Raw genomic sequence first — 23,246 nt, forward strand, 5'->3', positions numbered from 1 at the left:
TTGTATAGTTAAGATAATTTTTTGCATAAAAAAACCCGCTGTCTCAGCGGGTTCTTAAATGGGTTGTTTAAGCTTAGTTTGCTACTACGCTTTCATCTCTGACAACAATGGCTGTACCTTGCGTAGCAAAGAAAGTCGCCATTTGCAGTTGCATTTCAGTAGTAGCTGCAACGCTCGAAGTTGGGTTGAACAACGAACCATGCTCACCTGCTACGAATCTTACAGCACCGCTTTGTGGTGTTTCAGCAACAACTGAGCTGCTTATAGAAGGTAATCCCAAGAATCTGATCAGTGCTTCTGTACCTGAAGTCGGTAGTGAAGTGGTATTTGGAATAACCTGATCACTGCTGCCTTCAGATCCATCACCTACAACTTCGTGTAGCAATACTGGCGTTGTGGCCGCCAGACGCGCTGCGTAGTTGTTTGGATCGCCACCTTCAATCACGGTTTGGGCCGCAAAAGCAAACTGGCCGATTATGGCTGCATCTGCTGCAGCTTGGGCCGCGGTTCTTTCACCCACGTATTGCAAGTAAGCCGGGATTAAAGCTTGTGATACCGGCACACCGTTGGTTTGTGCATAAGTACCTAAAGCTACCTGGAACGACTCAGAACCGCCGGCCAATACGCTAGCAGAAACCAGAGGTCCGAAACCAGCAGACTCAATCAGGAACTGAGCAATACCGCCACCAGGAACAGATAAACCTGCAGTTTTGAACTCGAACATAGAGTTAAACGCTGCTAAGTCACCACTCATTGGCGTATTCGCAGTAGCAACCGTACCAATACCTGTAATTGAACCTAAGCTTTGGCCCATGAAGTGAACGTTAGTAGGATCGATGTCAGCTTCACCAGTCGTATCAACCCAGGCGTTCAACCCAAGACGTAAGCCCATAGTATCAACGATACTTTGTCTCAAGTTATCACGTGCAGACAGCAAGCTACCCAGATTCAAATAATCTGTGGATGAGCCACCGAAGCCATTTGAGGCATTGACTGTTTGACCGTCAATTTCAAAACCACGACTACCATGCAGAGGATGGTCGATAGCTACAGTTGCAAATCCAGCTAAAGCCAAGGTACCTGCTGCGGCTAACACATCTTCTTTCTTGGACGTAATACCGTGCTGAATCACGACAACTGGCCAGCCAGCTTCGGGTTTACTTACCGGAGCAATCTCATCTGGATTAATTGTCGCCAGGAAGTTGATCAATTCTTCGTCCGGAATAGTCACCTGAACTTCAATTGTCTCAGTACCATCTGGATTTGAACCTTGTGCTACAGGCACTGGAGCAAATTTAGTCAAATGACGGCGGTCGGTAATGCCAATCGCAGCCAAATTCAAATCATACAGTTGACCACCACTGGCAGCCTGACAAAGTTCATTGTTAGGACCTACTGCGCCATTTGCAATTAAACTTGCAACCGTACCAGGTGCTGAGCCTTCAATGGCAGAAACGGCCGCACCTGATGTGCAAGCACTACGCCACCAGTCGCCTAACGGATTCTCTGGGTTTGAGTAATAAGGCAAGTTTACCTGACCGGTTTTCAGTGTCGCTGCACAGAAAGGAGCTAGTGAACCATAGGCACTGGCAACGGTTGGGTAAAGTGGGTTTAACGGGTCGCCCGTCAGAATAGCCCGCATCGTATCGCAGTTTAGACCCAAAGCTTCAAACTGTGCGAAAGTATCAGCGCCCAGTAACGTTGGCCCCAACACATCGTATGCACTATCACCACGAGGTGAATCACCTACTGCTACAACAGGTAGATATTGTGCAGCAGTCGCTTGTGCCGTTGGTAAATCAACACCTTGAGCAAGTAACGTACCTAACGCCTGCGCGAATGGGCCAACCTGCAATTGCTTAACTGTAGCAGTTACCGTACCAGCAGAGCCGGTTGAGATGTATGCCGCGTAGCTGGTTTGTTCAATTGGAATACCCGCGCCAGACGAACCATTGACCAAGAGATTCACTAAGCCTTGAAGCTGTAGCTGATCAGCAGAGGAAAGTGGTAAAGAATTAATGTCTTGTCGAGCCAGTTCCCAAGTTGTTGAACCCAGCACAGGACGACCATCGGAATCTAGCAAGTCTTCCGTTACAACTAACATGTAACCTTGGCCGGGCTTCAATGGACGCAATGGAATAATAGCAATAGTGTCACTATCACTCAGGGTAACCGCGTAATCCTGGTTCAGTGTTAGTCTTTCACCAATCTCACAAGGCACACCCGGCGCTGCAACCTGAGAAGCAATCGCCTGACAAGCTGCAGAAGTACCTTCAAGCGCTTGTGTTGCCTCGTAAATATGGATAGCGTTTGGTGCCTGCAATGAAGCTAGTGGAAGAGTGACGTTAGCAGGCAAGTCCACGTCAATAGTCATAGGATATTGGGTGGACCAACCATCCAGCGCGCCTACTGCGTCGAGCGGATTGGAACCGTCGAAGTCGGTTTGATTTTCTGATTCAATAGTGAAGTCAAAAAGGCTGGTAGCCGGTAACATTGCTGCGTCATTGGGCAGCGGAAATGTCGAAGGTGGATTAAACACGATACGTGCAAAAGGCTTATCGACAGGAGTCTGTGCCTGGACCTCAACCAGGTCCTCGCCTCCACCTCCACAGCCGGAGAGGCTGAGAGATGCGGCAATCGCGGTGCAGAGTAGCAGTTTTTTCATATGTATCCCCAAATCCTATTCTAATTATTGTTTAACCTTGTAGGTTTAGTATCCGCATTAATTGTGTGCAGGTAAATGTTTGGTCATAACTTGTACGACCAGTGACAATTAACCCAATATTATGGGCAAATAAAAGTATTTGCAAAGATTTGTTAACTCTTTGTTAGTAAATCAACCAGTACGCAAAAGCCAGTACCTGCTCTACCCGCTTTACATCAATGATTGAGGCTTTTTATCAATAAACTATCCCAAACATAGGACAGTCAGTGTTAAAATCCAGTTTTTTTTACAATTGGAAAGTATATGCTTGATTTTCAGCCAAATTCTGATGCTTTGTCGGGTAAAACCATATTGGTAACTGGCGCTGGTGATGGCATTGGCAAAGAGGCAGCGCTGCAATTTGCGCGCTATGGTGCCAATGTTATTTTACTAGGTCGCACGATTGCAAAACTGGAGGCCACTTATGATCTTTGTGAAAAACAAAGTAACGCTGAGTTGGCCATCGTGCCCTTGGACCTGGAAGGCGCAACAGTAAAGCATTATCAGGATATGGCCAGTACCATTGAAAATCAGTTTGGTAAATTAGATGGCTTATTACACAACGCCAGTTTATTGGGACAGTTACAACCCTTCGGTCAAATCCCGGAAGCCGAATTTCGTCAAGTAATGCAAGTTAACCTCAATGGTCAATTTTTTATGACTCAGGCTTTATTGCCTGTTTTGAAAAAAGCCCCCAACGCATCTGTGGTGTTTACTTCTTCTTCGGTAGGTGTAAAAGGTCGTGCTTATTGGGGTACTTACGCTATTTCAAAATTTGCCACCGAAGGCATGATGCAATGCCTGGCAGACGAATACTCAAATAGTACAATGCGCTTTAATTGTATTAACCCAGGTGGCACACGAACGGGGATGAGAGCGAAAGCATTTCCCGCGGAAAACCCCGAAAGTTTAAAGACCCCAACCGATATCATGCCTGCATATTTGTATTTAATGGCTGATGCTAGTATTGGTGTCACCGGCGAAACCCTGAATTGCCAGCCTAAATAAATACAGCAAACAGCCATAAAAAAAGCCTCTGATGAGGCTTTTTTTATTATGTGATAGTTAGTCGCCTATTTTGGCCCAGGTATCTCTGAGCGCCACAGTACGGTTAAACACCAACTTATCTTGCTGAGACTCCTTGTCTAAACAAAAGTAGCCTGTTCTTTCGAACTGTACGGCTTCGCCAATGGCTTTACCAACCAGACTGCATTCCACAACACCATTGAGTTTAACAAGCGATTCAGAGTTGTAGGCTTCTGCCAGTTCCATCGCGCCGGGATTCGCCTCTTTAAACAAACGATCGTAAAGTCGAATTTCCGCAGGATTATTACGCACAGCAGAAACCCAATGGATTACCCCTTTGACTTTACGGCCATCTGCGGGATCTTTACCCAAAGTATCGGCATCATAAGTGCAATAAATCGTCTGAATGTTACCCTCAGCGTCTTTTTCCACTCGTTCTGCTTTAATAACATATGCATTGCGCAGACGAACTTCTTTTCCCAACACCAGCCGCTTGTATTTTTTATTGGCTTCTTCGCGGAAGTCATCACGCTCAATGTAAATTTCGCCATCAAAAGCTAGCTCTCGCTCACCCAGTTCAGGTTTATTGGGATGATTCGCGGCCTTTAGTATTTCACCTTCAGTATTGGCGTAATTTTCAATCACCACTTTTATCGGATCTAACACTGCCATTGCACGAGGTGCGTCTTCGTTGAGTTCATCCCGGATACAGGCTTCTAACATGGACATTTCGATCAAATTATCCATTTTAGTCACACCAATGCGGCTACAAAACTCTCTGATAGACGCTGGCGTGTATCCTCTACGGCGCAAACCGGCGATGGTTGGCATCCGCGGATCGTCCCAGCCATCCACAAAACCTTCAGTTACAAGCTGGATCAGTTTGCGCTTGCTTAGTACCGTGTATTCGAGATTTAAGCGAGAAAACTCATACTGTCTGGGCTGAGTTTCGATGCTGATATTGTCGATTACCCAATCATACAACCGACGGTTGTCCTGAAACTCCAATGTACACAATGAATGAGAAATGCCCTCAATCGCATCCGATATACAGTGGGTAAAATCATACATAGGATAAACGCACCATTTCTCGCCAGTTTGATGGTGATTAGCGAATTTGATGCGGTAAATCACTGGATCGCGCATGCACATAAACGGCGATGCCATATCAATTTTGGCGCGCAAGCAGCAATGACCTTCCGGGTATTCGCCTTTGGTCATCTTATCAAACTCAGCCAGGTTTGTGGCCGCATCGGTATCGCGATAAGGGCTGTGCTGACCGGGTGCTTTTAGTGTGCCACGCATTTCGCGAATTTGCTCTTGTGAAGAAAAATCAACAAACGCTAATCCTTTTTCAATAAGCTCTACGGCGTAACCGTGTAACTTGTCGAAATAGTCTGACGAGTAACGTACCTCACCTTCCCAATGGTACCCCAACCAGCTAACGTCTTCTTTGATAGCGTTAACATAGTCTATGCTTTCCTTCTCAGGGTTAGTATCGTCAAAACGAAGATTGCACGTGCCCTTGTAATCTTCAGCAATACCGAAGTTAAGGCAAATGGATTTAGCGTGTCCGATATGCAAAAAGCCGTTCGGCTCTGGCGGGAAACGAGTATGTACACTTGAATGTAGACCCGACTCCAGGTCGCGATCTATGATCTGTCTGATAAAATTGGTCGGACGATTTTCTGTCTCGGCCATTGGTCATCCTCTAACTAGTTTAAAACGCCCCAAAAGTTTCTTATTCGTTGTTCTACGCAGATTTTACGGGGGGAATAATTCAAAACCAGAATGATAACTTTTTGCCTGACTGGAAGGAAGCGCGATTTATACTCACTGAACCATTTGCGTTAATCGCCAACAAATTAATTGCCAATAATCTCTCGGCAACGCTGTCAAACTATCAAAAGTCCCGTCACATCGTTTATTTTGTGAACGACGAGCAACCTGTTTATTAACTTTTGCCGCTACAAGCGCAATAAAACTTGTGCCATACCATAAGAGCGGACTACTATTTTTGGGTGAGAAATAAAACAATAATGACTCAGCAAACACAATGAAAGAAAAAGCCACATCCTTTGATATCGCCCACAAGGCCGGTGTTTCCCAATCAACAGTGTCTCGGGCGCTGCGCAACAGTCCGCTTGTGAGCAAAGAAACTCGCGACAAAATTAAAGCTATCGCACGCGAGTTGAACTACAAAGTTGACAAAAATGCCAGCAATCTGCGGCAGCAACAAAGCAAAACGTTGGCGTTATTGTTGTTTGAAGATCCCACCTCAGACGACAGTATGATCAATCCTTTTTTCCTATCCATGTTGGGTAGCATTACCAGAGCGACGGCAAATGCCGGTTTTGACCTGCTGGTGTCGTTTCAACAATTCAGTGACGACTGGCATGCAGATTTTGAAGATACCCATAAAGCAGACGGCATTATTCTGTTGGGCTATGGCGACTTCCTGGAATATCAGGATAAGTTACAGGCGTTAGAAGAACAAAACACCCACTTCGTGCGTTGGGGGGCGATTAACGAAAGTCACCCAGGTGTAGTTATCGGCAGCAATAATTATCAAGGCGGTAAAAACATCACTCGACACCTGATTTCATTGGGCCACAAAGAATTTGTATTTATCGGTGGTGCTGACAATAACTGCCCCGAATTCCTGGAGCGTTTTAATGGCTTTAACGACGCCTTAAAAGAAGCGGGTCTATTGGGCGAAAATCAGCGCGCTAAACATTGGGATGCGATATCCACCGAACACTCAGGCTACAATGTGGCTAAAGCGCTGGTGGAGTCAGGTGCGAAAGTCGATGCAATATTATGTGCTTCCGACCTGATTGCTATTGGCGTATTAACCGCGTTAAAAGATTCCGGCATCTCAGTACCAGGCGACATTGCGGTGGCGGGTTACGACAACATCCCATTGGCCCCCTTTACCAATCCGCCCCTGTCTACCGTTAAACAAAATACGAAACTGGCGGGAGAACTGTTAGTAGACGCATTAGTGGGACAGATTGAAGGCCAACCGGTTGAAAGCCATCTCATAGATGCAGAGGTCGTTATACGCCACAGTTGTGGCGCAAAATAAGTCGATTAGTCGTTAAAAGAAAGAAGGCAGGCATTACGCCTGCCTTTTTTATGCTTCCCGTACTCTCAAGGTCAGGAGTCCGGCAATAGCCATACTTATCGCCGCTATCAATAGTGCATAGATGGGTTCACCATCGAAGATACGCGTTACCATAAAACCCAGAATACTGGCGGCAACCAATTGCGGTAAAGTGATAAAGAAGTTAAAGATCCCCATAAAGATCCCCATCTTATTTTGCGGCAAGGAATTGGCCAACAAGGTATAGGGAATAGACAGAATTGAAGCCCAGGCAAAACCAATACCCACCATGGAATAAATAAGGTAATTGGGGTTGTCGATGAGCAAGAAAGACAAAAAGCCTAATGCACCGAGAAACAAATTGATCAAGTGAGTAATGCGCAGATTTGTCGCCTTCACCAGAATAGGGATAACGACAGCAGCTAACGCCGCGAAAGCGAACTGTCCACCAAACAACACGCCGACCCAGTTTGCGCCCTCATTGTAAGCCGTTGAAGAAGGGTCACTGGTATGGTAATGGTGAGAGGTTACTGCTGCGGTGGTATAGATCCACATAGCAAATAACGGAAACCACGAAAAGAACTGTACCCAGGCCAGTTGTTTCATGGTATCAGGCATATTAAACAAGTCATCCATCATGGTATTAAAGCCATTGTCCGCCTTATTTTGTTTGGCGAACATCCCGGCCAAAAGCTGCAAAGCACCAAAGGCAGCAAGCACACCCGACAAAATAAATAACTTCTTATCTAAAGAGGCACTAAAAATTTGAATGATGGCCGTTAACACTAAGCCGATAATTAACCAGATTACACCGCCTTTCAGGTAAGCCTCAGCAGGATGTGTAACGTGTTCTTTAATTTGCACGGCGTGGGCTCTTCCGGCCTTGTCTTCAGCTTCTTTCTCCGCTGCGGCGAACTCGTCGAGTTCTTCCGGACTGTACTCTTTGGTAGACCAGATGGTCCAGCCCACGGCTAAAAAGAAGGCGACTGCACCAAAGTAAAAGGAAAATTTAACCGAATCAGGCACGACTCCCGGCTCTGCGGTATTGCTCACATCTAACCAATTGGCCAGTATCCAAGGCATTGCCGATGCAATCGTCCCCCCGATACCGATAAAAAAGCTTTGCATTGAAAAGCCGGTAGCGCGTTGTTCCTTTGGTAACATATCGCCAACGAAAGCGCGAAACGGCTCCATGGAAACATTAATAGCAGCATCCATAATCCAGAGCATACCGGCAGCTACCCACAAATAAGGCGAATTAGGCATGGCAATCAAGGCCAGGCTGGCGGCAATGGCTCCGTACAGGAAATAAGGTCGGCGGCGTCCGAGTTTATTCCAGGTATTGTCGCTCATGTGACCAATTATTGGTTGTACCACTAACCCGGTGAGCGGTGCCGCAATCCACAATATGGCCAGATTGTTGTAATCAGCCCCCAGTGTTTCAAAAATACGGCTGACGTTGGCATTTTGCAGGGCGAAGCCCATCTGGATCCCCAAGAATCCAAAACACATATTGAAGATCTGAAAAAAATTGAGTTCCGGCTTAGCTCTGTACATGCCTGTCCTTTTTTCTGGTTGTCATTTTTGTTCTTTGCTTAAAAGTATCACAAGCTGAACAATTTGCACCGCGAATGCGCAACAAACCCTACAGCAGCGATGCCACTAAACTATTTTTGCAATTTAAAACGAATGGCTACACCACCACTTGTAGCCATACGCAGACTCAAGCTTTCACCTTTTCTCACTGGCTTTCTAAAAATCGACATTTCATAGGGGTGGTCTCGCCAATCCGCTTTAGCTCCATCTTGATATACCTGCATGTCGTAGACCCGGTCGGCATCCAAAAAGTCGGTTTTTATTTCTACAACCCGGGGGTTCTCATCCGTTAAACCACCCAAGTACCAATCGTCACCATCGCGCTCCTTACGGGCAAACACCACGTAATCGCCTACCTCGCCAGCCAGGGCAATACTTTGCTGCCAGTCTGCGGGTACATCACGAATAAACTGAAAAGCGGGCAAATTGTTTTCGTAATGGCGAGGCAGATCCGCAGCCATTTGAATGGGACTGTATAACACTACATATAAAGCCAACTGTTTTGCCAACGTGGTTTGCACCCGATTCTCAGCGTGCAAGCCATACGGGGCTAGATTAAATATACCGGGGGTAAAATCCATAGGGCCTGAAAGCATACGCGTATATGGTAATACCGCGGTATGTTCTGGTGGATTAGGCGGTGAACCCCAAGCATTAAACTCTTGGCCTCGAGCGCCCTCTCTGGTTATCCAATTGGGATATGTGCGGCGCAAGCCAGTGTCTTTGATAGGCTCATGGGTATTGATGCTGATTTTGCGCTGCGCGGCTTCAAGTACCGAATGCAAATATTCATTGGCCATAAACTGTCCGTCATGCCATTCGTGTCGCACTATGCCATTGGCATCAATGCGCTTAATGTCTCCGCCATCGGCTACATAACCTGTTTTTACCTGTCGAATGCCCATTTTTTCGTACAAATCGAAAGCGTCGGCCATTTGATTGCGGTAGTTAGTGACACTGCCAGATGTTTCGTGATGACCCACCAAGCGAACGCCTTTGTCACGAGCGTACTGTGCCAGGGCGGGTAAGTCGAAATCTGGGTAAGATTTGGTAAAGCTAAACACATCACCATTGTGGAACCAACTGCCATCCCAGCCTTCGTTCCAGCCTTCAACTAATACACCATCAAAACCGTATTTTGCGGCAAAATCGATATAGCGCTTGGTTTCTTCGGTAGTGGCACCGTGCTTTTCGCCTGAGCCCCAGGTTTTTTCATTAACGTGCATGGCCCACCAAATACCCACATACTTACCAGGCTCAACCCAAGACACATCGCCCAACTTATTGGGTTCGTTGAGATTCAGGATCAGATCGGAATTTAATAGCCCGGTAGCATCATCGGCAATTTGAATGGTACGCCATGAGGATTTAAAAGGAGCCGCCGTTTTTACCCGAATACCGTCGCACCAGGGAGTCAAGTCGGTTTTTAAGGTGTTATCGCGCCCTTTATCCAGGGTAAAAGCCGCGTAATCCACAAGCGCCGCCTCGTGAATACTCACATGAGTACCCGTTGGTAAGCGCACCGTAAAAGGCGTGTGCACGCGGTCAATAGCGCTGACAGGCGTGGTTTCGTAAATATATTCGTAGCGATTCCAGCCTCTTGCCGGTATCCACCAGGCGGTAGCGTCTGACGCCAGAGCAAATTCAGTTTCTTCATCGACGATATCTACTTGCTCTATATTCTTGTGAGGGTTTACCTCATAGCGAAAGCCGAGGCCATCGTTAAAAACCCGAAACCGCACAGTAAACTGATAATCTTGTTCATTCTTAAACACCACACTCAGCTCGTTGTGCTGGTCGGTGATAAATTGCCTTTCACCCCAAGGTTGCTCCCAAGTTTGATTGACACTTTGAGTTTGTGAGCTTTGGATATCAAACCCGGCGCCAAAAGCCGGTAACTGTTTAAAGACCAGTCCCAGACGCGAATTGTTAAGAATGGTTTCATTGTCGAATTTCACTGAGTAACCCGGAACATCGCCATCATCACTGAGCAACACCGTAATGCGGCTGTCAGGCGATTGCACTTGCAGGGTTTCTGCCTGGCTATGGGCAATCGGCAATAATAACGAGGTGAAAACCAACAATGAGCCGGGCTTAGTGAACAAAGAAGAGTGATTCGGCATAAGCTTCTCGCAAGGGTGCATTAACAATCCATGAGGGTTGTTTAACTTAAATTTAACAGGATTCTAAACGGCAATTTTCACCGACACCACTTACATACGTATGCAAAGCGTATTAACCTGTATTAATCACCCTCAACACTCAAATGTTTGCTATTGCCAGCAGAAGGTTTTCGACTAGAATGGTACTAATTCACTAAAAATCAATAAGTTGTTACTAGCTATGCAGCCGCCGGGCAAGTCGGTTTTATTCTCTACTTTTAAGCATTGCTTGGTTGTTGTGCTATCTGTCATCACCCTACTCGTTTTACCAGTTCAAAGTATTGCCGCAAGCCAAACCATCAGTATTGCTTCTAGCTTAGATGACTATGATTTGAGTTTGTTTTTGGAAGAATTTAAACAGCAAACAGGGATAAACTTTGAATTTGCCACATTAGATACCTCAGATCTCAAAACAGAATTACTGATCAGAGCCGACACCAAAACGCTGCCCGACGTGGTATTAGTACCAGGAGATTTGCTCGGGCTCGAAATGGTCAATTACAGTGTGATACCCAAAGACTGGATGAGTGACAAACAGCCCACCAAAAACCTGGAACAAAGCACTGTTAAAGGAGCACCCTTGGGTATTCCAATCTTGTCGGGTAACCACCTGATGCTTTATTACAACAAATCTTTGGTAAACCAACCCGCTACAAGCTGGCAAGCCTTAATAGCGCAGCAACACCAGCTAGAGCAAGACGTTGAACTTATTGCCTGGAGCTATAATGAAATGTTTTGGCTAATTCCGTTTTTAGGCGCGTTTGATGCGCTGCCTTATCTGGATGGCGAAATACGACTTGGCACAACAGGTACAGCACAGGCACTGCGCTTCTATCAGTCTTTGGCTGAACAAGGTGTTGTCGCCAAAGAATGCCACTACCAGTGCAGCCTTGATAAGTTTGTATCAGGCAAAGTGGCTTACATGATCAACGGTAGTTGGGCATTACATGCGTTTGATGAATCTCTCGGAGAAAATTTAGGGGTCGCCTTATTACCCGCGATAAAAGGCAATGGCATGGTGCCCTACTCCTCAGTATTTGCACTGGCCTTTCCCGGTGACAGCATCAACTCAGACAAATCAGCAGCATTAAAACAACTGGCCCGGTTTTTACAATCTGACGATGTACAACAGCGTATCTGGCATACGTTGCGCTCCCTGCCCTCCAATATCAATGCAATAAACCGAATCAAAGACGACAGCAATAGCAATATCAGCAATTATATCAGTCAGTTAGAGTTGGCTGAACCCATGCCCAGTGATCCGGAAATGTCAATTATATGGGAAGCTTTGGTGATGGGTTTTAATCGCCACCAGGGGGGGGCTTTGGACGCGAGTGAGGCCGCGCAATATATGCAATACGTAGCGGAAAAAACCAAGAAGGAACTGTATTGAAACGGCAAAAACCCTCCATACACACCATGCTGCTGGTTTCGATAATTACGATTATCGCGGTACCGCTTTTGGTTTCTTATGGCTATTTTTTGCGTGACTCCTATCAATCCAGCATGGAGCGGGCGCAGTTTTCCGTGCAAAAAGAGCTCGACAGAGAAGCCTATGAAATGCGCAGTGCGTTATTTCAACTGCAATACCAGATTGCTTCTTTCGCCCGAAATAAAGCGATTGGTGAGTTAGCGGTCAATATTCTGTTTGCCCAATTTGCCCAGAAACAAATGCAGCGTCTGGTGGAAGATAACGCCTTTGTGCACTCAGCATTTATCAGCGATGGTTCAGAATTCATTATTGAAGGCTACCCCAGCAGTACTTATCGAATAGACGCCAGTGGCATTGCTGCCGTCTCTAAAAATATTATGGCGCGCGGTGAGGATATGGAGTTACCACTGTTGCTCACCCTGTCGTCCACCATAATGCCTGATACAGAAAACACAGAGCCCAAAACCTTGCTGTTTTTTGTTATGCCACTGCGCAAAGAAACAGGCTCTATCGTCAATCCCTACAGAGTTACCTCGGCGCTCTTTGTTGAAATCGATTTATTAGCGGCTCAAACTCTTTTGGACGCACCCGATATTGCCTCAGTATTGCGTTTTGGTAACGCCTTGCTCACCGAATACGGTACATTACCCGCAGGAAAACGAGTAAATGTAGAGCAAACCATATTTGGTAGCGAACTGGATTTTAATCAAAACGACTCACTTATTTTGAGTATTGCCCTGTCGCAAGAGAGCTTTTTGCAACGTTTTCAGGAAAACCTGTTTTATACCCTGGTGTTCAGTGCCTTAATTATCAGCCTGTCTTTTTTCCTGGTATTGCGTCTTTCTAATCGGGTCAAAGACCCACTGGTTGAACTTACCAAAACCGCCAACAAATTCGACAGCGGTGATTATCAGCCCTACCTTAAAGATCAAGAATTTGTAGAGTTTGAACAAGCCATCAACGCTATGAATCGCATGGCCGCCACCATCAGTCGTCAGATCAGCAGCCTGAAGGAAGCCAAACTTACTGCAGAAAAATCAGAGCAAATCAAAACCCAATTTTTAGCCAATATGAGCCATGAAATTCGCACGCCGATGAACGGTGTGTTGGGTTTACTGGATATCCTCAATAATAAGGTGACCGAGAGAGAGCAAAAACAACTGGTAGCCCGCATCACCGAATCTGCTAAAACGCTGCTAACCATAGTGAACGATATTCTGGACTTATCCAAACTGGAAGCCGGTAAACTTCAAATCGAACACATCCACTTTAATGTTAAACAAGTGCTGCTGGGTGTTGTACGTACCTTCAGTCATTCGGCCAAGAGCAAAAACATAAAACTAGTGCTCGATAGCAAAGCCATAAGCCAGGACTGGTGGCAGGGCGATCCCACCCGTATTACCCAGGTACTGAATAACCTGGTATCCAATGGCCTTAAGTTTACCCACGACGGACAAATAACCATTACCGTAAGTTCCCTCAACAATAGCAATACTGATTACCTCGAGTTCAGAATTCAGGATACCGGTATTGGTTTAAGCCAGGAGCAGCAACAGCGATTGTTTAACAAATTTGAGCAAGCGGATAACTCCACCACTCGCAAATACGGCGGCACGGGACTAGGCTTGTCTATCTGTAAATCGTTGGTGGAAATGATGCAAGGCCAGATAACAGCAACCAGCATGCCAGGCAAAGGTAGCGAGTTTTGTTTTACCGTTAAAGTGGAGCCAGGCGAACCACAACAAGCCGTACCAGACACACTGAGCGTTCCCGATTTGTCGCAATTCCGGGTACTGGTGGCTGAAGACAACCCCATCAACCAGGATATTCTGCGCTACCTTTTATCGGAAACTCGTATTCAGGCAGAGTTTGTCGACAATGGCGCAAAAGCCGTTAACGCTCTTAGCGCCCAATTACCTGATGTGATCTTAATGGATGTGCAAATGCCGGAAATGAGCGGCCCGGAAGCCACCAAGCTTATCCGCGCACAAGGCTTTACCATGCCCATTATTATGCAAACCGCCAACGTGATGACCGAAGAGATCGAATCTTATCTGGGTGCAGGCGCACAAGCCCATATTGGCAAACCCATCGATAAGCATGTGCTGTATAAGACCTTAAGTGAAGTGTTAGCGAAAAGTCGCTAATTTGGCTTTTTAAAAGCAAAGTAAATACAAATCAACCAACCTAATGGTGGAACGAAGAAGCTGGCCACGCCGGTTAATAACAGTGTTCGCAATAGACTATCTGTTTTGCCTTTGGCCAACACTGCAGTGGCGCAGATGCAACCAATCACATTAATCAACAACAGTATTAAAAAAGATATATAAGACATGAATTAAAACTCCTTTTTTTGCAAGTCACAACGCTCATCCATAAGAGCAATGGGTTAAGTTAATGCTGATTTAAACTAAAAGTATTCAAGAAGACGACACAAATAAACGGGCAACATATTAACCGCAGCGAGACCAGATTGAAACAGCAAAATAACGCATTCGTCATCATTTCAGTTTTACTCTTTACTCGTATGTTCCTGCTCTTCGACAAACTCCCGATGTGTTTACCGAGACTGTCATAAAAACGCTTGTTGCTTAAGTTGCTTGATCATGGATTCAAGTCCCGCTGATGTTAAAGTGTGTCCTTCACCCGGCAAAGGAATCGCAAAAACATGCTTTAAATGAGCAACATTATTCAAGAATGTCGTAGAATTAGAAGGCTCTACATTTTTGTCCTCTGTTCCGTAAACGATTGCGATGGGTTTATCATGCAGTATTTTTGAGCTTATCTTTTTGTTAGAGTACTCTACTTCACAATTTTTGAAAGGGGACAGGCCCCAACGCCCTTTCTCGAGCACAATCCCACAATAATCCAATGATCCATTGATAGAAATGAACTCATCGAAGTTTCTTGAAAGCTCCGTATTTTTGGCAATTTTAATTGTTGCATATCCACCATAGCTTCCGCCCATCAAAATAACCTTTGAAGGTTGAAGCTTCATTCTCACAATCGCATCTTTAAGAGCTGTGACGACATCCAGAAATGCGAGATGCTCTACATTACTTCCTGTAAAACTGCGCCCAAATCCTCGTGAGTTCCGATAGTTAACCCTCAGCACATTATACCCTGAATCAGCCAGAAGCGTATCCAGCTGACTCAATTGCAATTTATCTCTGATAAACGGTCCCCCGTGAAGATGCACAACAAGTGGAGCTTTGAAATTATCGACCGATTTGGTGAAATAACTCAGCACCTTTTCTTGCCCTTCTGTTGATGTCCACAGTGCCTCAGTTTTATATTTAGAATCTATAAGAGTATTTAAAAGCACCTTACCTTTACCCGATTTTACATCGAGTAAAAAAGCGCTGTAGTTAGCCGAACCCGCAATTTCAACAACCACTTTTGACAAGCCATCAGAAACAGCTTTTATGTCAACATCAAACAGACCTGTTTTTGGAGAAACTTCCTTAATAAATTCATGAATTATTCTGCCTTCTGAAGAAAGAGGCACAAATTCTTTCGTCTCTCTGTAAATAATCACTCCATATAGCTCGCCACGTCTAGTATATAATGGTCGTTCAATATCAAACTCTGGATCAGAGTAAACCAATTTAAAATTGTTTTTTTCATAACTGTATTCATACAGACTGACTGTGTTTCTTTTAGCATTGGAAGTAAACCAAAGGCTATTCCTCGATTCTTCGACTCCCCTTATTTTAAACGTCTTAAAAAGCTGCAGTTCATCCACCTGTGGAGTATAAGATAAAATCGTCGTTGGTAACCCGGGATGTTCTTCCACAAACTTTGATTGATTTACATTTTTCAAATTGAATGATTTAGAGGATTTGTCATACACAGCCTTGAGATAAGGTAATCCTTCTGGATTATAATACCAATCAATCACGAACTCGTTGTCAGATTGCTGGTTATGTGAAAAAACCTTTCGAATGCCACGTTTATTTTCAACAATTTCATATCTATCTTCAGTTTCATTGTATTGATCTTGATAAGTGATTCCATTATCTAATATATATTTTTTGGCTTCATGATTTTCGAATTCAATGTAGGGGATGTAACCGATATTGGACAATAGCGACGTAACCTGTGGGTATTGATATGTTCCCCATAGTTGAGTCGTTAAAACGGGTATTTCAACTACATGAGGAGACAAAGACTGCGGGAATGGAAAATACGCTAAACTGCGGATATCTATTTGACTTGCATACCCAAAACCATCTGGACCTTGCGGATACAGGGCTTTTGTATAGACTATGTGCTCACTGTCTAGAGACCATGTCACGGAATCCATATCCACATGGAAAGGAAAAACGGTATCCAGTCCGGCAGTGTCAAGAATAATTCCCATTCTTTTCTGGAAATCCGGGCCACTCTCCACTCCTATGTCAATGACCGTACAATTTATGTAAACAAACTGACCATTCGGTGAGAGCGAAAATTCACCTTTCCTACAGCCATTAAGGATCTCTTCACCCCAAGAGAAAGTTGAGGTTATCAACAACAAAACAAACAATTTTCTGAACATAGATAACGTAAAGACTTTTATGGTAAAAACAGGTTCACCTTCAAGATTAACCCACTAAATAAAACGGCATTACATATTTAGTATTAGAGAGCAAAAAGCTCGAGCTTTCAGGTGCTCAAGACTCATTTACAGAACAACACTGGTCATTCACTTCTTTTCTGAAGGCAAAATAAATACAAATCAACCAACCCAATGGTGGAACGAAGAAGCTGGCCACACCGGTTAACAATAGTGTGCGCAATAGACTATCCGTTTTGCCTTTAGCCAACACCGCAGTGGCGCAGACGCAACCAATCACATTAATCAACAACAGTATTAAAAAAGATATATAAGACATGAATTAAAACTCCTTTTTTGCAAGTAACAATGCTCATCCATAAGAGCAATGGGTTAAGTTAATGCTGATTTAAACTAAAAGTATTCAAGAAAACGACACAAATAAACGGGCAACATATTAACCGCAGCGAGACCAGATTGAAACAGCAAAACAACGTATTGGTTATAAATTCAATTTTATCCTTTACTCGTGTGTTCCTGCTCTTCGACAAACGCCTTGGGTGTTTGCTCAAACTCGGCTTTAAAACAGCTGGAAAAATAGGAGGGAGAGTTAAAGCCCACATCGTAAGCTACCTCAGTAACTTGTTTGCCGGACAACAAGAGTTCTTTGGATTTTTGCAGACGATATTTGCGCAAATATTCACAAAAGTTGTAATCCACCAAGGCAGAGAGTTTTCGATTTAGCTGTCGCTCGCTCATGGCCAGATCACTGGCGGCTTCTGCGCGAGTAAAGTGCTCCTGTTGATAATGCTCACCAATGACCTTTTCAAAACGATTAAAAAACTCCTTATCCCGTTTAGTCTGAAAACTGATAGCTTCCTGATTTTTGGTGGCCAGTTTATTGCTTAAATCTGCGGTGTGCTTTTTACGCAAAATATCGCGAATACTCAACAAGCGCTGAATGCGAATACGCAACTCTTTAAAATTGAATGGCTTGGTAAGATAGTCGTCAACATTTTCTTCCCAGCCCTTCATTCTGCTCAGGTCATCGCCGTAATTCCGCTGTCAGGGGATTGCACTTGCAGGGTTGCTACCTGGCTTTGGGTAATCGGGAGTTTTCTTCGCCCCCTTACACACGTAAGCGAAGCAAATTACCGGAATAAGTAGTCAACAACATTCATTTGGCAAGCTTTAATAAAAATCACTTGTCACTTTTGAGTTAGCAACAATGAAAAAGCAGATTTTTACCCTATAATGAATTTAAACACACCCTGTTGTAGTCACGCTACATAGAAAGAATTATCAATAATAAATAAACAAAGACGAAAGGACTTATAGTTATGAATGACTCTACCACACAACAACCAAACGACCCCGATTCTAAAGAACTAGGTATTTCATCACTAACTAATTCGATTGAAGGCCTTTCCGATTTAGTTAATTTAAAGGCTAAACACATAGAGCAGGAATTGAGCAAAAAATATGGCACCAACCTTCATTGTGGGCAGCCTTGTTTGCGGTGATGATTTCGTTACTCACGGCTACCGCGACTTATTTTCAATATGATGCCAAAAAGGCGCTTGAGCAATCTGAAAACAACATTACGTACCACAACAGAAAGGTTGAGTTCGAAGCACTTGAAAAAAAGCTAGAGGAAACCGATCTCGAACTAAAAAGCACTTCCAGCTCGCTAGAGCGACGAAGAGCGGAACTAAGCGCAGACGAACAAAGACTAGAGGATATTAAAAAGCAACTAGACGAAGCTAGAGATGAAGAAATCAGCAAACGAGATAGTGAAATAACTAGCCTAAGCTCACAGCTTGCAACATCAACGCAGCAAAATACGCGTCTGACCAGTGAAGTTGATCAGTTAAAATCCAATATTGCTGACCTTCGCAATCAACTCAATAATGCAGCGGATTCATCAGATATTCAAAACCTGCAAAATACAATTTCTGAAAAAGACAAAGAGTTAAGAAAGTTACAATCAAATAATCAAGAACTCACAAGACAGATAGAGTTCAATGCTGTCGCGGTCACAATAGATTTAACTCGAAATGTAAGAGTGCCGTTTTTCATTCCCGGTTCAAACTTGGGTATTCGCCTGGATAATGTTACCGAGAATCTGAAAAATGTAGATTTTTCTTACGGATTAAACCGCAATTTTAAATTTACAGTAAATGATTTAAGCATTGGCGACGCCATTGCCAGAGAATTAGACGACGGCTACCTTTATGTTTTTGAGGTTGTAAAGGCAAATCCGGAAGGTACGGAAACAGCAACACTAAAAGTGTCTCGCGTGATAAATAGATTTAATATCGACCTCAGGGATTAGGTAAGAATCAGGGCTAAGTATTACCTCTATTGGTAAGCAGGTACAGTATCATCGCCATAGCAACTGCGCCCCGGTAATCCCCCCAAAACTCCGTCAAACTGCCAGTGTTGCAGTTTGGCGATGTAAATAAACAGAGCGATATCCATGCTGCGGGCCAGAAGTATCTGAGGGGGCGCTTTGGAAAAAACGGGTAACTGTCAGAACAGGTCTGAGCTACTACAACTGATGAACGCCTCTACTGTGTTTAACACAAGACATTAACCAGATTATTAAGTTCTTTCCTGCTCTTCTACAAACTCTCTGGGTGTTTGCTCAAACTCGGCTTTAAAGCAGCTGGAGAAATAGGATGGAGAGTTAAAGCCTACATCGTAGGCCACCTCGGTAACTTGCTTGCCGGATAACAGTAGTTCTTTGGATTTTTGCAGGCGATATTTACGCAAGTATTCACAAAAGTTGTAATCCACCAAGGCTGAGAGTTTGCGGTTTAATTGTCGCTCGCTCATAGCTAGGTCACTGGCCGCTTCTGCGCGGGTGAAGTGCTCTTTTGGTAATGCTCACCAATCACTTTTTCAAAACGCTTAAAAAACTCCTTATCCCGTTTGGTTTGAAAACTGATAGCCTCCTGATTTTTGGTGGCCAGTTTATTGCTTAAATCTGCGGTGTGCTTTTTACGCAGAATATCGCGAATACTCAACAAGCGCTGAATGCGAATACGCAACTCTTTTAGATTGAATGGCTTGGTAAGATAGTCGTCAACATTTTCTTCCCAGCCCTTCATTCTGCTCAAGTCATCGCCTTTGGCGGTTAACAGTACCAATGGAATATGTGAGGTTGCATGATCATTGCGGATAGCATTTGCAAAGTCGTAACCATCCATTTCCGGCATAATGATATCTGACAAGATCAAATCAGGAATATTGTGCATTGCTTTTTCAAAACCGTCTTTACCATTTACCGCAGTTTCGATTTCATAATCGGCAGACAATGAATCACTAATAAACTCTCTAAGATCAGCGTTATCATCTACCACAAGAATTTTATATTTATCTGTGATATGGACCTGTTTAGTTACATTGTTTGACTCTGTGGAAGATGTTAATTTAGGCAAAGAGGAAACTGCATCAATTTCTGAGCCTAACTCTTTTAGCTGCGTGATCTGTGTAATCTCGCTATTGGTAATAACATCAGAAGGAAATACAATTTTAAACGCAGTACCGAATCCCAATTCAGATTCAACGGAGATGGACCCGCCATTACTGCTCACTAACTGTTTAACAAGGGCAAGTCCAATGCCACTGCCTTCAATGTTTTCCTCAGCATCAAAACGTGTAAAACGCTCAAACATAATAGCTTGATTTTCTTTTGATATCCCTTTGCCACTATCCTTTATTTCTATCTCCAATTGTTGCTCTACAATTTTAATATCCAGTGAAATCTCGGTATTTTCACCGCTGTATTTAATGGCATTTGAAAGCAGATTAGTCACAATCATCTCAAAAGAATCTTCAATGACATTGATTTTGATTTTAGGCACTTGAGAAATGGTCAGTGTCTGATGATTGCGCTCAAGTAGTGCAGCAAATGAAGCTGTAATAACCTGAATTGTATCTCTCAAATCATAGACTTGTTTCGGTAATGAACGATTAGTCTCAAGTTTTGCCAGTTCTAAAATTTGATCAACGAGTCTCATCAAGCGAGATGTGTTTCTTTTAACTATTTGCAGTAGCTTGTGCTCTTGCGGAGAATCCAACTTTTGTGCAATAACATCAAGTGGACCTGAAATTAAGGTGAGAGGTGTTCTGAATTCATGGGATACGTTGGCGAAAAACGCTTGTTTTTGTTTGAGTAGATGAGAAATCGTTTCTGTCCGCTCTGCTACTTTGAGGGTAAGTTGTTCGTTTATCTCCAACAGGCGTTTGTTTCGGTACCAGGAAATAAAGTAAATTAACCCCAACAAAAGCAGTGAGTAAGTTAAATAAGCCCAAGCCGTTTTCCACCATGGCGGAAGAACCGTAACGCCCAAAGAGACAACAGGCTGCTCAGCCAAGCTTCTGGGATCAGCGACTCTTGCTTGAAACTCATACTCTCCGGGTTGCATGGTGGTAAAAGAAGCAGAATGTTTATCCACCTCTAACATTTCCCACTCTTCACTTAGCCCTAACAATCGAGTTTCATATCGAAGCTGACCAGCCTCCAACAAATTGTTATGGCTCAATTGAATCCGCAGAACGATATTGTCATAAGGTAAAACCAAATTATTATCAGCAAGTTGAGGTAGCACCGGGCGGTGTTCTGATTGGTCTGCGAGAATATAGTGAACACGAGTAATTAGACTTTTAGTAATAGACCGCCTTTTTTCCTGAAAGTAGGCGTTGGCTTTTGCGGTATCTATAGCTATGACGCCTTTGTTGCCAGGAAGAATAAGTGTACCGTCGTCTAGCAATAATGACATATCAGAGGAAAACTCGGTGCTGAAAACCCCCTCGGCTTCAGTTACCTTAGTTAGTTCCTCGCTTTTCATGTTGTACACATAAAGCCCCCGACTGGAAGCTAACCAAAGGTTGTCGTAGGCATCCAATTCGGCCGTTCTCACATTTCTTATTTCAGTTGTTCCCGGCTCAAAATCAGTAAAACTCTTAGTCCGAAGATCAAAAATCTGAGCCTTGTTTCTGCGGACACAAATTAAAAACTGATGTTCGTTGAGTTGTTCGATGCAGTCTGTGTAGCTATTTTTATTGTCACGCGGAAAATGAATGATTTTTTCATTATGCCAATCAAACAAAAGAACCCCATTAAATGCGGTTAGAATCAAAGCTTTATTGTCTGCAACCTTCAAGATTTCAATGATTATCAACTCTTTTTCTATTTCACTGAAGCCCTGATCAAATCCGCCGTAAAAGAGCCCTTTATTTGCGCCAAAATCAGCGCCCAACAAATATCGATTATCTGATAACTTTAATACTTCTGAGATTGAGATACCTTCATGGGACTCAAGGCCTTTAATTTTATAGTTGGTTTCAACAACGTCCCCGAACATATTTATTTTAAGAAACCCGTTTTCATTCGTGCTTACTAAAAACCCCTTTTCAACAGGTAAAACGAAATACACAAAACCTATGTTTTTACTTAATGACTCAAACGTATTGCTTTGCTGGTTTAATACTGACAAGCCTATACCGTCTCCAAGTAAAATTTTTTCGTCAGCCATATCCAAGTATGAAACATTAAAGTCAAATAAATCTGCCCCTTGAAAAAATGATACAAAGCTAGAGTAGAAAGGAAACAGAAATACACCATTTTCACCTGTCCCTATTACTAACGAGTTTGACTCATTTATTAGAGACATTGCTGAAACTGTTCCTGTGGACTTTAATTCAAGTAATGGAGATAAATGAGAAGGACGGGAAAGCCCACCTCGAATCTGATCAAACTCATACAACCCATGTGTCAGGAATGATAGAAAGATAGTCCCGTTGGGCATCTCCAAAGCGGTTTCAACATCCTCATCCCAAAGTTTTCCACCTATTTTATTGGAAATTTTCACGAGTTCCTTATCATTCTTATAAATGAAAGCACCATCAGTAGTCGAAATTAATACCCCACCTAGAGAAGTCTTAACAATGTCATTAATATTTGAATCTTTAAGTGAAGGGATAGTACTAAGTTGATTTGAATTCAAGTCATAAATAAAAACACCATGCCCCCAAGTGCCTATACACAAGACATCAACACTTAACTCTACAATATCCCGGATTTTTACAACATTTGAGAATGGAATTTTGATCCTTGATATCTTTGACAATGTGACGTCCAAAACGAAGAGATTTGAATCACAACTAAAAAAGATTTTTTTTTGACTGTTCGATTCAGAAATGTCATAGCAATTAGTAATTTTGTAGTTATCTGCAGACTGTATTAGTCCGTGCTTTTTTTCTCTTTCATTAATATAAAAAATCCCTCCACCGTATATGGAGGCCCATATAGTTCCATTTATATCACTCGTAATACCTGTTATGTGGTCGCCGCTTAAATGCCCACTGGTTGTGTTGTATATTTTCTTTTCACCAGGTCTAATCATCGCTAAGCCATTCAATGAACCTACCCAAATTGCACCTTTATCCTCGTACAAACTAGTAGTGTAAAGGTTGTTTTCGTCAATAGACTCGATGGCCGGGAATGTGTTTCTGCTCATTGCGAATGTATTTAAATGAACACTGCCCATCAAAGTTAAAAAAAGCCAAATAATTGTTCGAGTCCCTATTTTGATAGTTCTTTTCTTATTTTTATAAGAATTAAACATCCAAAAATGTATCGTTTTAACTTGAACTTTAAATACAGAGGACAGCAT

17 protein-coding genes are annotated in these 23,246 nt (G+C 43.4%); 7 read left to right on the top strand and 10 right to left on the bottom strand.

Annotated elements, in window-relative coordinates; all coding sequences use genetic code 11:
* Window positions 1–73: 73 nt before the first annotated feature.
* Window positions 74–2,665 (bottom strand): VolA/Pla-1 family phospholipase, encoded by a 2,592-nt coding sequence (locus tag AABA75_RS11290; protein ID WP_338292706.1) that lies wholly within the window; start codon window positions 2,663–2,665, stop codon window positions 74–76.
* A gap of 303 nt (window positions 2,666–2,968) precedes the next feature.
* Here AABA75_RS11290 and AABA75_RS11295 point away from each other — a divergent pair, with 303 nt between their 5' ends.
* Complete coding sequence (locus tag AABA75_RS11295) at window positions 2,969–3,712, top strand: YciK family oxidoreductase (RefSeq protein WP_338292707.1); 744 nt, start codon at window positions 2,969–2,971, stop codon at window positions 3,710–3,712.
* A 57-nt stretch (window positions 3,713–3,769) separates the two neighbouring features.
* Here the strand turns inward: AABA75_RS11295 and glnS are convergent, their stop codons facing one another.
* On the bottom strand, window positions 3,770–5,431 hold the full coding sequence (gene glnS, locus AABA75_RS11300) for a glutamine--tRNA ligase (RefSeq protein ID WP_338292708.1): 1,662 nt from the start codon (window positions 5,429–5,431) through the stop codon (window positions 3,770–3,772).
* Between the two features lie 101 nt (window positions 5,432–5,532).
* Between glnS and AABA75_RS11305 the strand changes: the two genes are divergently transcribed.
* Both AABA75_RS11305 and AABA75_RS11310 read left to right on the top strand, forming a co-directional pair.
* Entirely contained in the window at window positions 5,533–5,688 is a 156-nt protein-coding gene (locus AABA75_RS11305) for a hypothetical protein (protein WP_338292709.1), read from the top strand.
* A 98-nt stretch (window positions 5,689–5,786) separates the two neighbouring features.
* Window positions 5,787–6,818, top strand: coding sequence for a LacI family DNA-binding transcriptional regulator (locus AABA75_RS11310; RefSeq protein ID WP_338292710.1), 1,032 nt, complete (start codon window positions 5,787–5,789; stop codon window positions 6,816–6,818).
* Window positions 6,819–6,866: 48 nt separating this feature from the next.
* Here AABA75_RS11310 and AABA75_RS11315 read toward each other — a convergent pair whose 3' ends face one another.
* Window positions 6,867–8,393, bottom strand: a complete 1,527-nt coding sequence (locus AABA75_RS11315; protein WP_338292711.1) for an MFS transporter — start codon at window positions 8,391–8,393, stop codon at window positions 6,867–6,869.
* 110 nt (window positions 8,394–8,503) lie between these two features.
* Complete coding sequence (locus AABA75_RS11320; protein ID WP_338292713.1) at window positions 8,504–10,555, bottom strand: glycoside hydrolase family 97 protein; 2,052 nt, start codon at window positions 10,553–10,555, stop codon at window positions 8,504–8,506.
* Between the two features lie 277 nt (window positions 10,556–10,832).
* On the opposite strand from AABA75_RS11320, the gene AABA75_RS11325 reads away from it, so the two are divergent.
* Complete coding sequence (locus AABA75_RS11325; protein WP_338292714.1) at window positions 10,833–11,987, top strand: sugar ABC transporter substrate-binding protein; 1,155 nt, start codon at window positions 10,833–10,835, stop codon at window positions 11,985–11,987.
* Entirely contained in the window at window positions 11,984–14,173 is a 2,190-nt protein-coding gene (locus tag AABA75_RS11330; protein ID WP_338292715.1) for a HAMP domain-containing hybrid sensor histidine kinase/response regulator, read from the top strand. Before AABA75_RS11325 ends, AABA75_RS11330 begins: the two co-directional genes overlap by 4 nt.
* On the opposite strand, the gene AABA75_RS11335 is transcribed toward AABA75_RS11330, so the two are convergent.
* From AABA75_RS11335 to AABA75_RS11350, 4 genes are all read right to left on the bottom strand, one after another.
* Window positions 14,170–14,361, bottom strand: a complete 192-nt coding sequence (locus tag AABA75_RS11335; RefSeq protein ID WP_338292716.1) for a hypothetical protein — start codon at window positions 14,359–14,361, stop codon at window positions 14,170–14,172. The genes AABA75_RS11330 and AABA75_RS11335 overlap by 4 nt on opposite strands.
* A 237-nt stretch (window positions 14,362–14,598) precedes the next feature.
* Window positions 14,599–16,566: an alpha/beta hydrolase family protein gene (locus tag AABA75_RS11340; protein WP_338292717.1), complete on the bottom strand. Its 1,968-nt coding sequence runs from the start codon at window positions 16,564–16,566 to the stop codon at window positions 14,599–14,601.
* 115 nt (window positions 16,567–16,681) lie between these two features.
* Window positions 16,682–16,903, bottom strand: coding sequence for a hypothetical protein (locus AABA75_RS11345; protein ID WP_338292718.1), 222 nt, complete (start codon window positions 16,901–16,903; stop codon window positions 16,682–16,684).
* A 176-nt stretch (window positions 16,904–17,079) separates the two neighbouring features.
* A complete protein-coding gene (locus AABA75_RS11350; RefSeq protein WP_338292720.1) occupies window positions 17,080–17,598 on the bottom strand; it encodes a helix-turn-helix domain-containing protein in 519 nt (172 codons plus the stop codon).
* 305 nt (window positions 17,599–17,903) lie between these two features.
* Between AABA75_RS11350 and AABA75_RS11355 the strand changes: the two genes are divergently transcribed.
* Together AABA75_RS11355 and AABA75_RS11360 are read left to right on the top strand one after the other, a co-directional pair.
* Window positions 17,904–18,086, top strand: a complete 183-nt coding sequence (locus AABA75_RS11355) for a hypothetical protein (protein WP_338292721.1) — start codon at window positions 17,904–17,906, stop codon at window positions 18,084–18,086.
* The gene (locus tag AABA75_RS11360; protein ID WP_338292722.1) at window positions 18,074–18,898 is read left to right on the top strand and encodes a hypothetical protein; all 825 of its coding nucleotides are present in this window, start codon (window positions 18,074–18,076) and stop codon (window positions 18,896–18,898) included. Before AABA75_RS11355 ends, AABA75_RS11360 begins: the two co-directional genes overlap by 13 nt.
* A 269-nt stretch (window positions 18,899–19,167) precedes the next feature.
* On the opposite strand, the gene AABA75_RS11365 is transcribed toward AABA75_RS11360, so the two are convergent.
* Together AABA75_RS11365 and AABA75_RS11370 are read right to left on the bottom strand one after the other, a co-directional pair.
* Window positions 19,168–19,401, bottom strand: a complete 234-nt coding sequence (locus tag AABA75_RS11365) for a helix-turn-helix domain-containing protein (protein ID WP_338292723.1) — start codon at window positions 19,399–19,401, stop codon at window positions 19,168–19,170.
* A 2-nt stretch (window positions 19,402–19,403) separates the two neighbouring features.
* Entirely contained in the window at window positions 19,404–23,246 is a 3,843-nt protein-coding gene (locus AABA75_RS11370; RefSeq protein WP_338292724.1) for an ATP-binding protein, read from the bottom strand.

It is taken from the genome of Planctobacterium marinum (assembly GCF_036322805.1).
Lineage (GTDB): Bacteria > Pseudomonadota > Gammaproteobacteria > Enterobacterales > Alteromonadaceae > Planctobacterium > Planctobacterium marinum_A.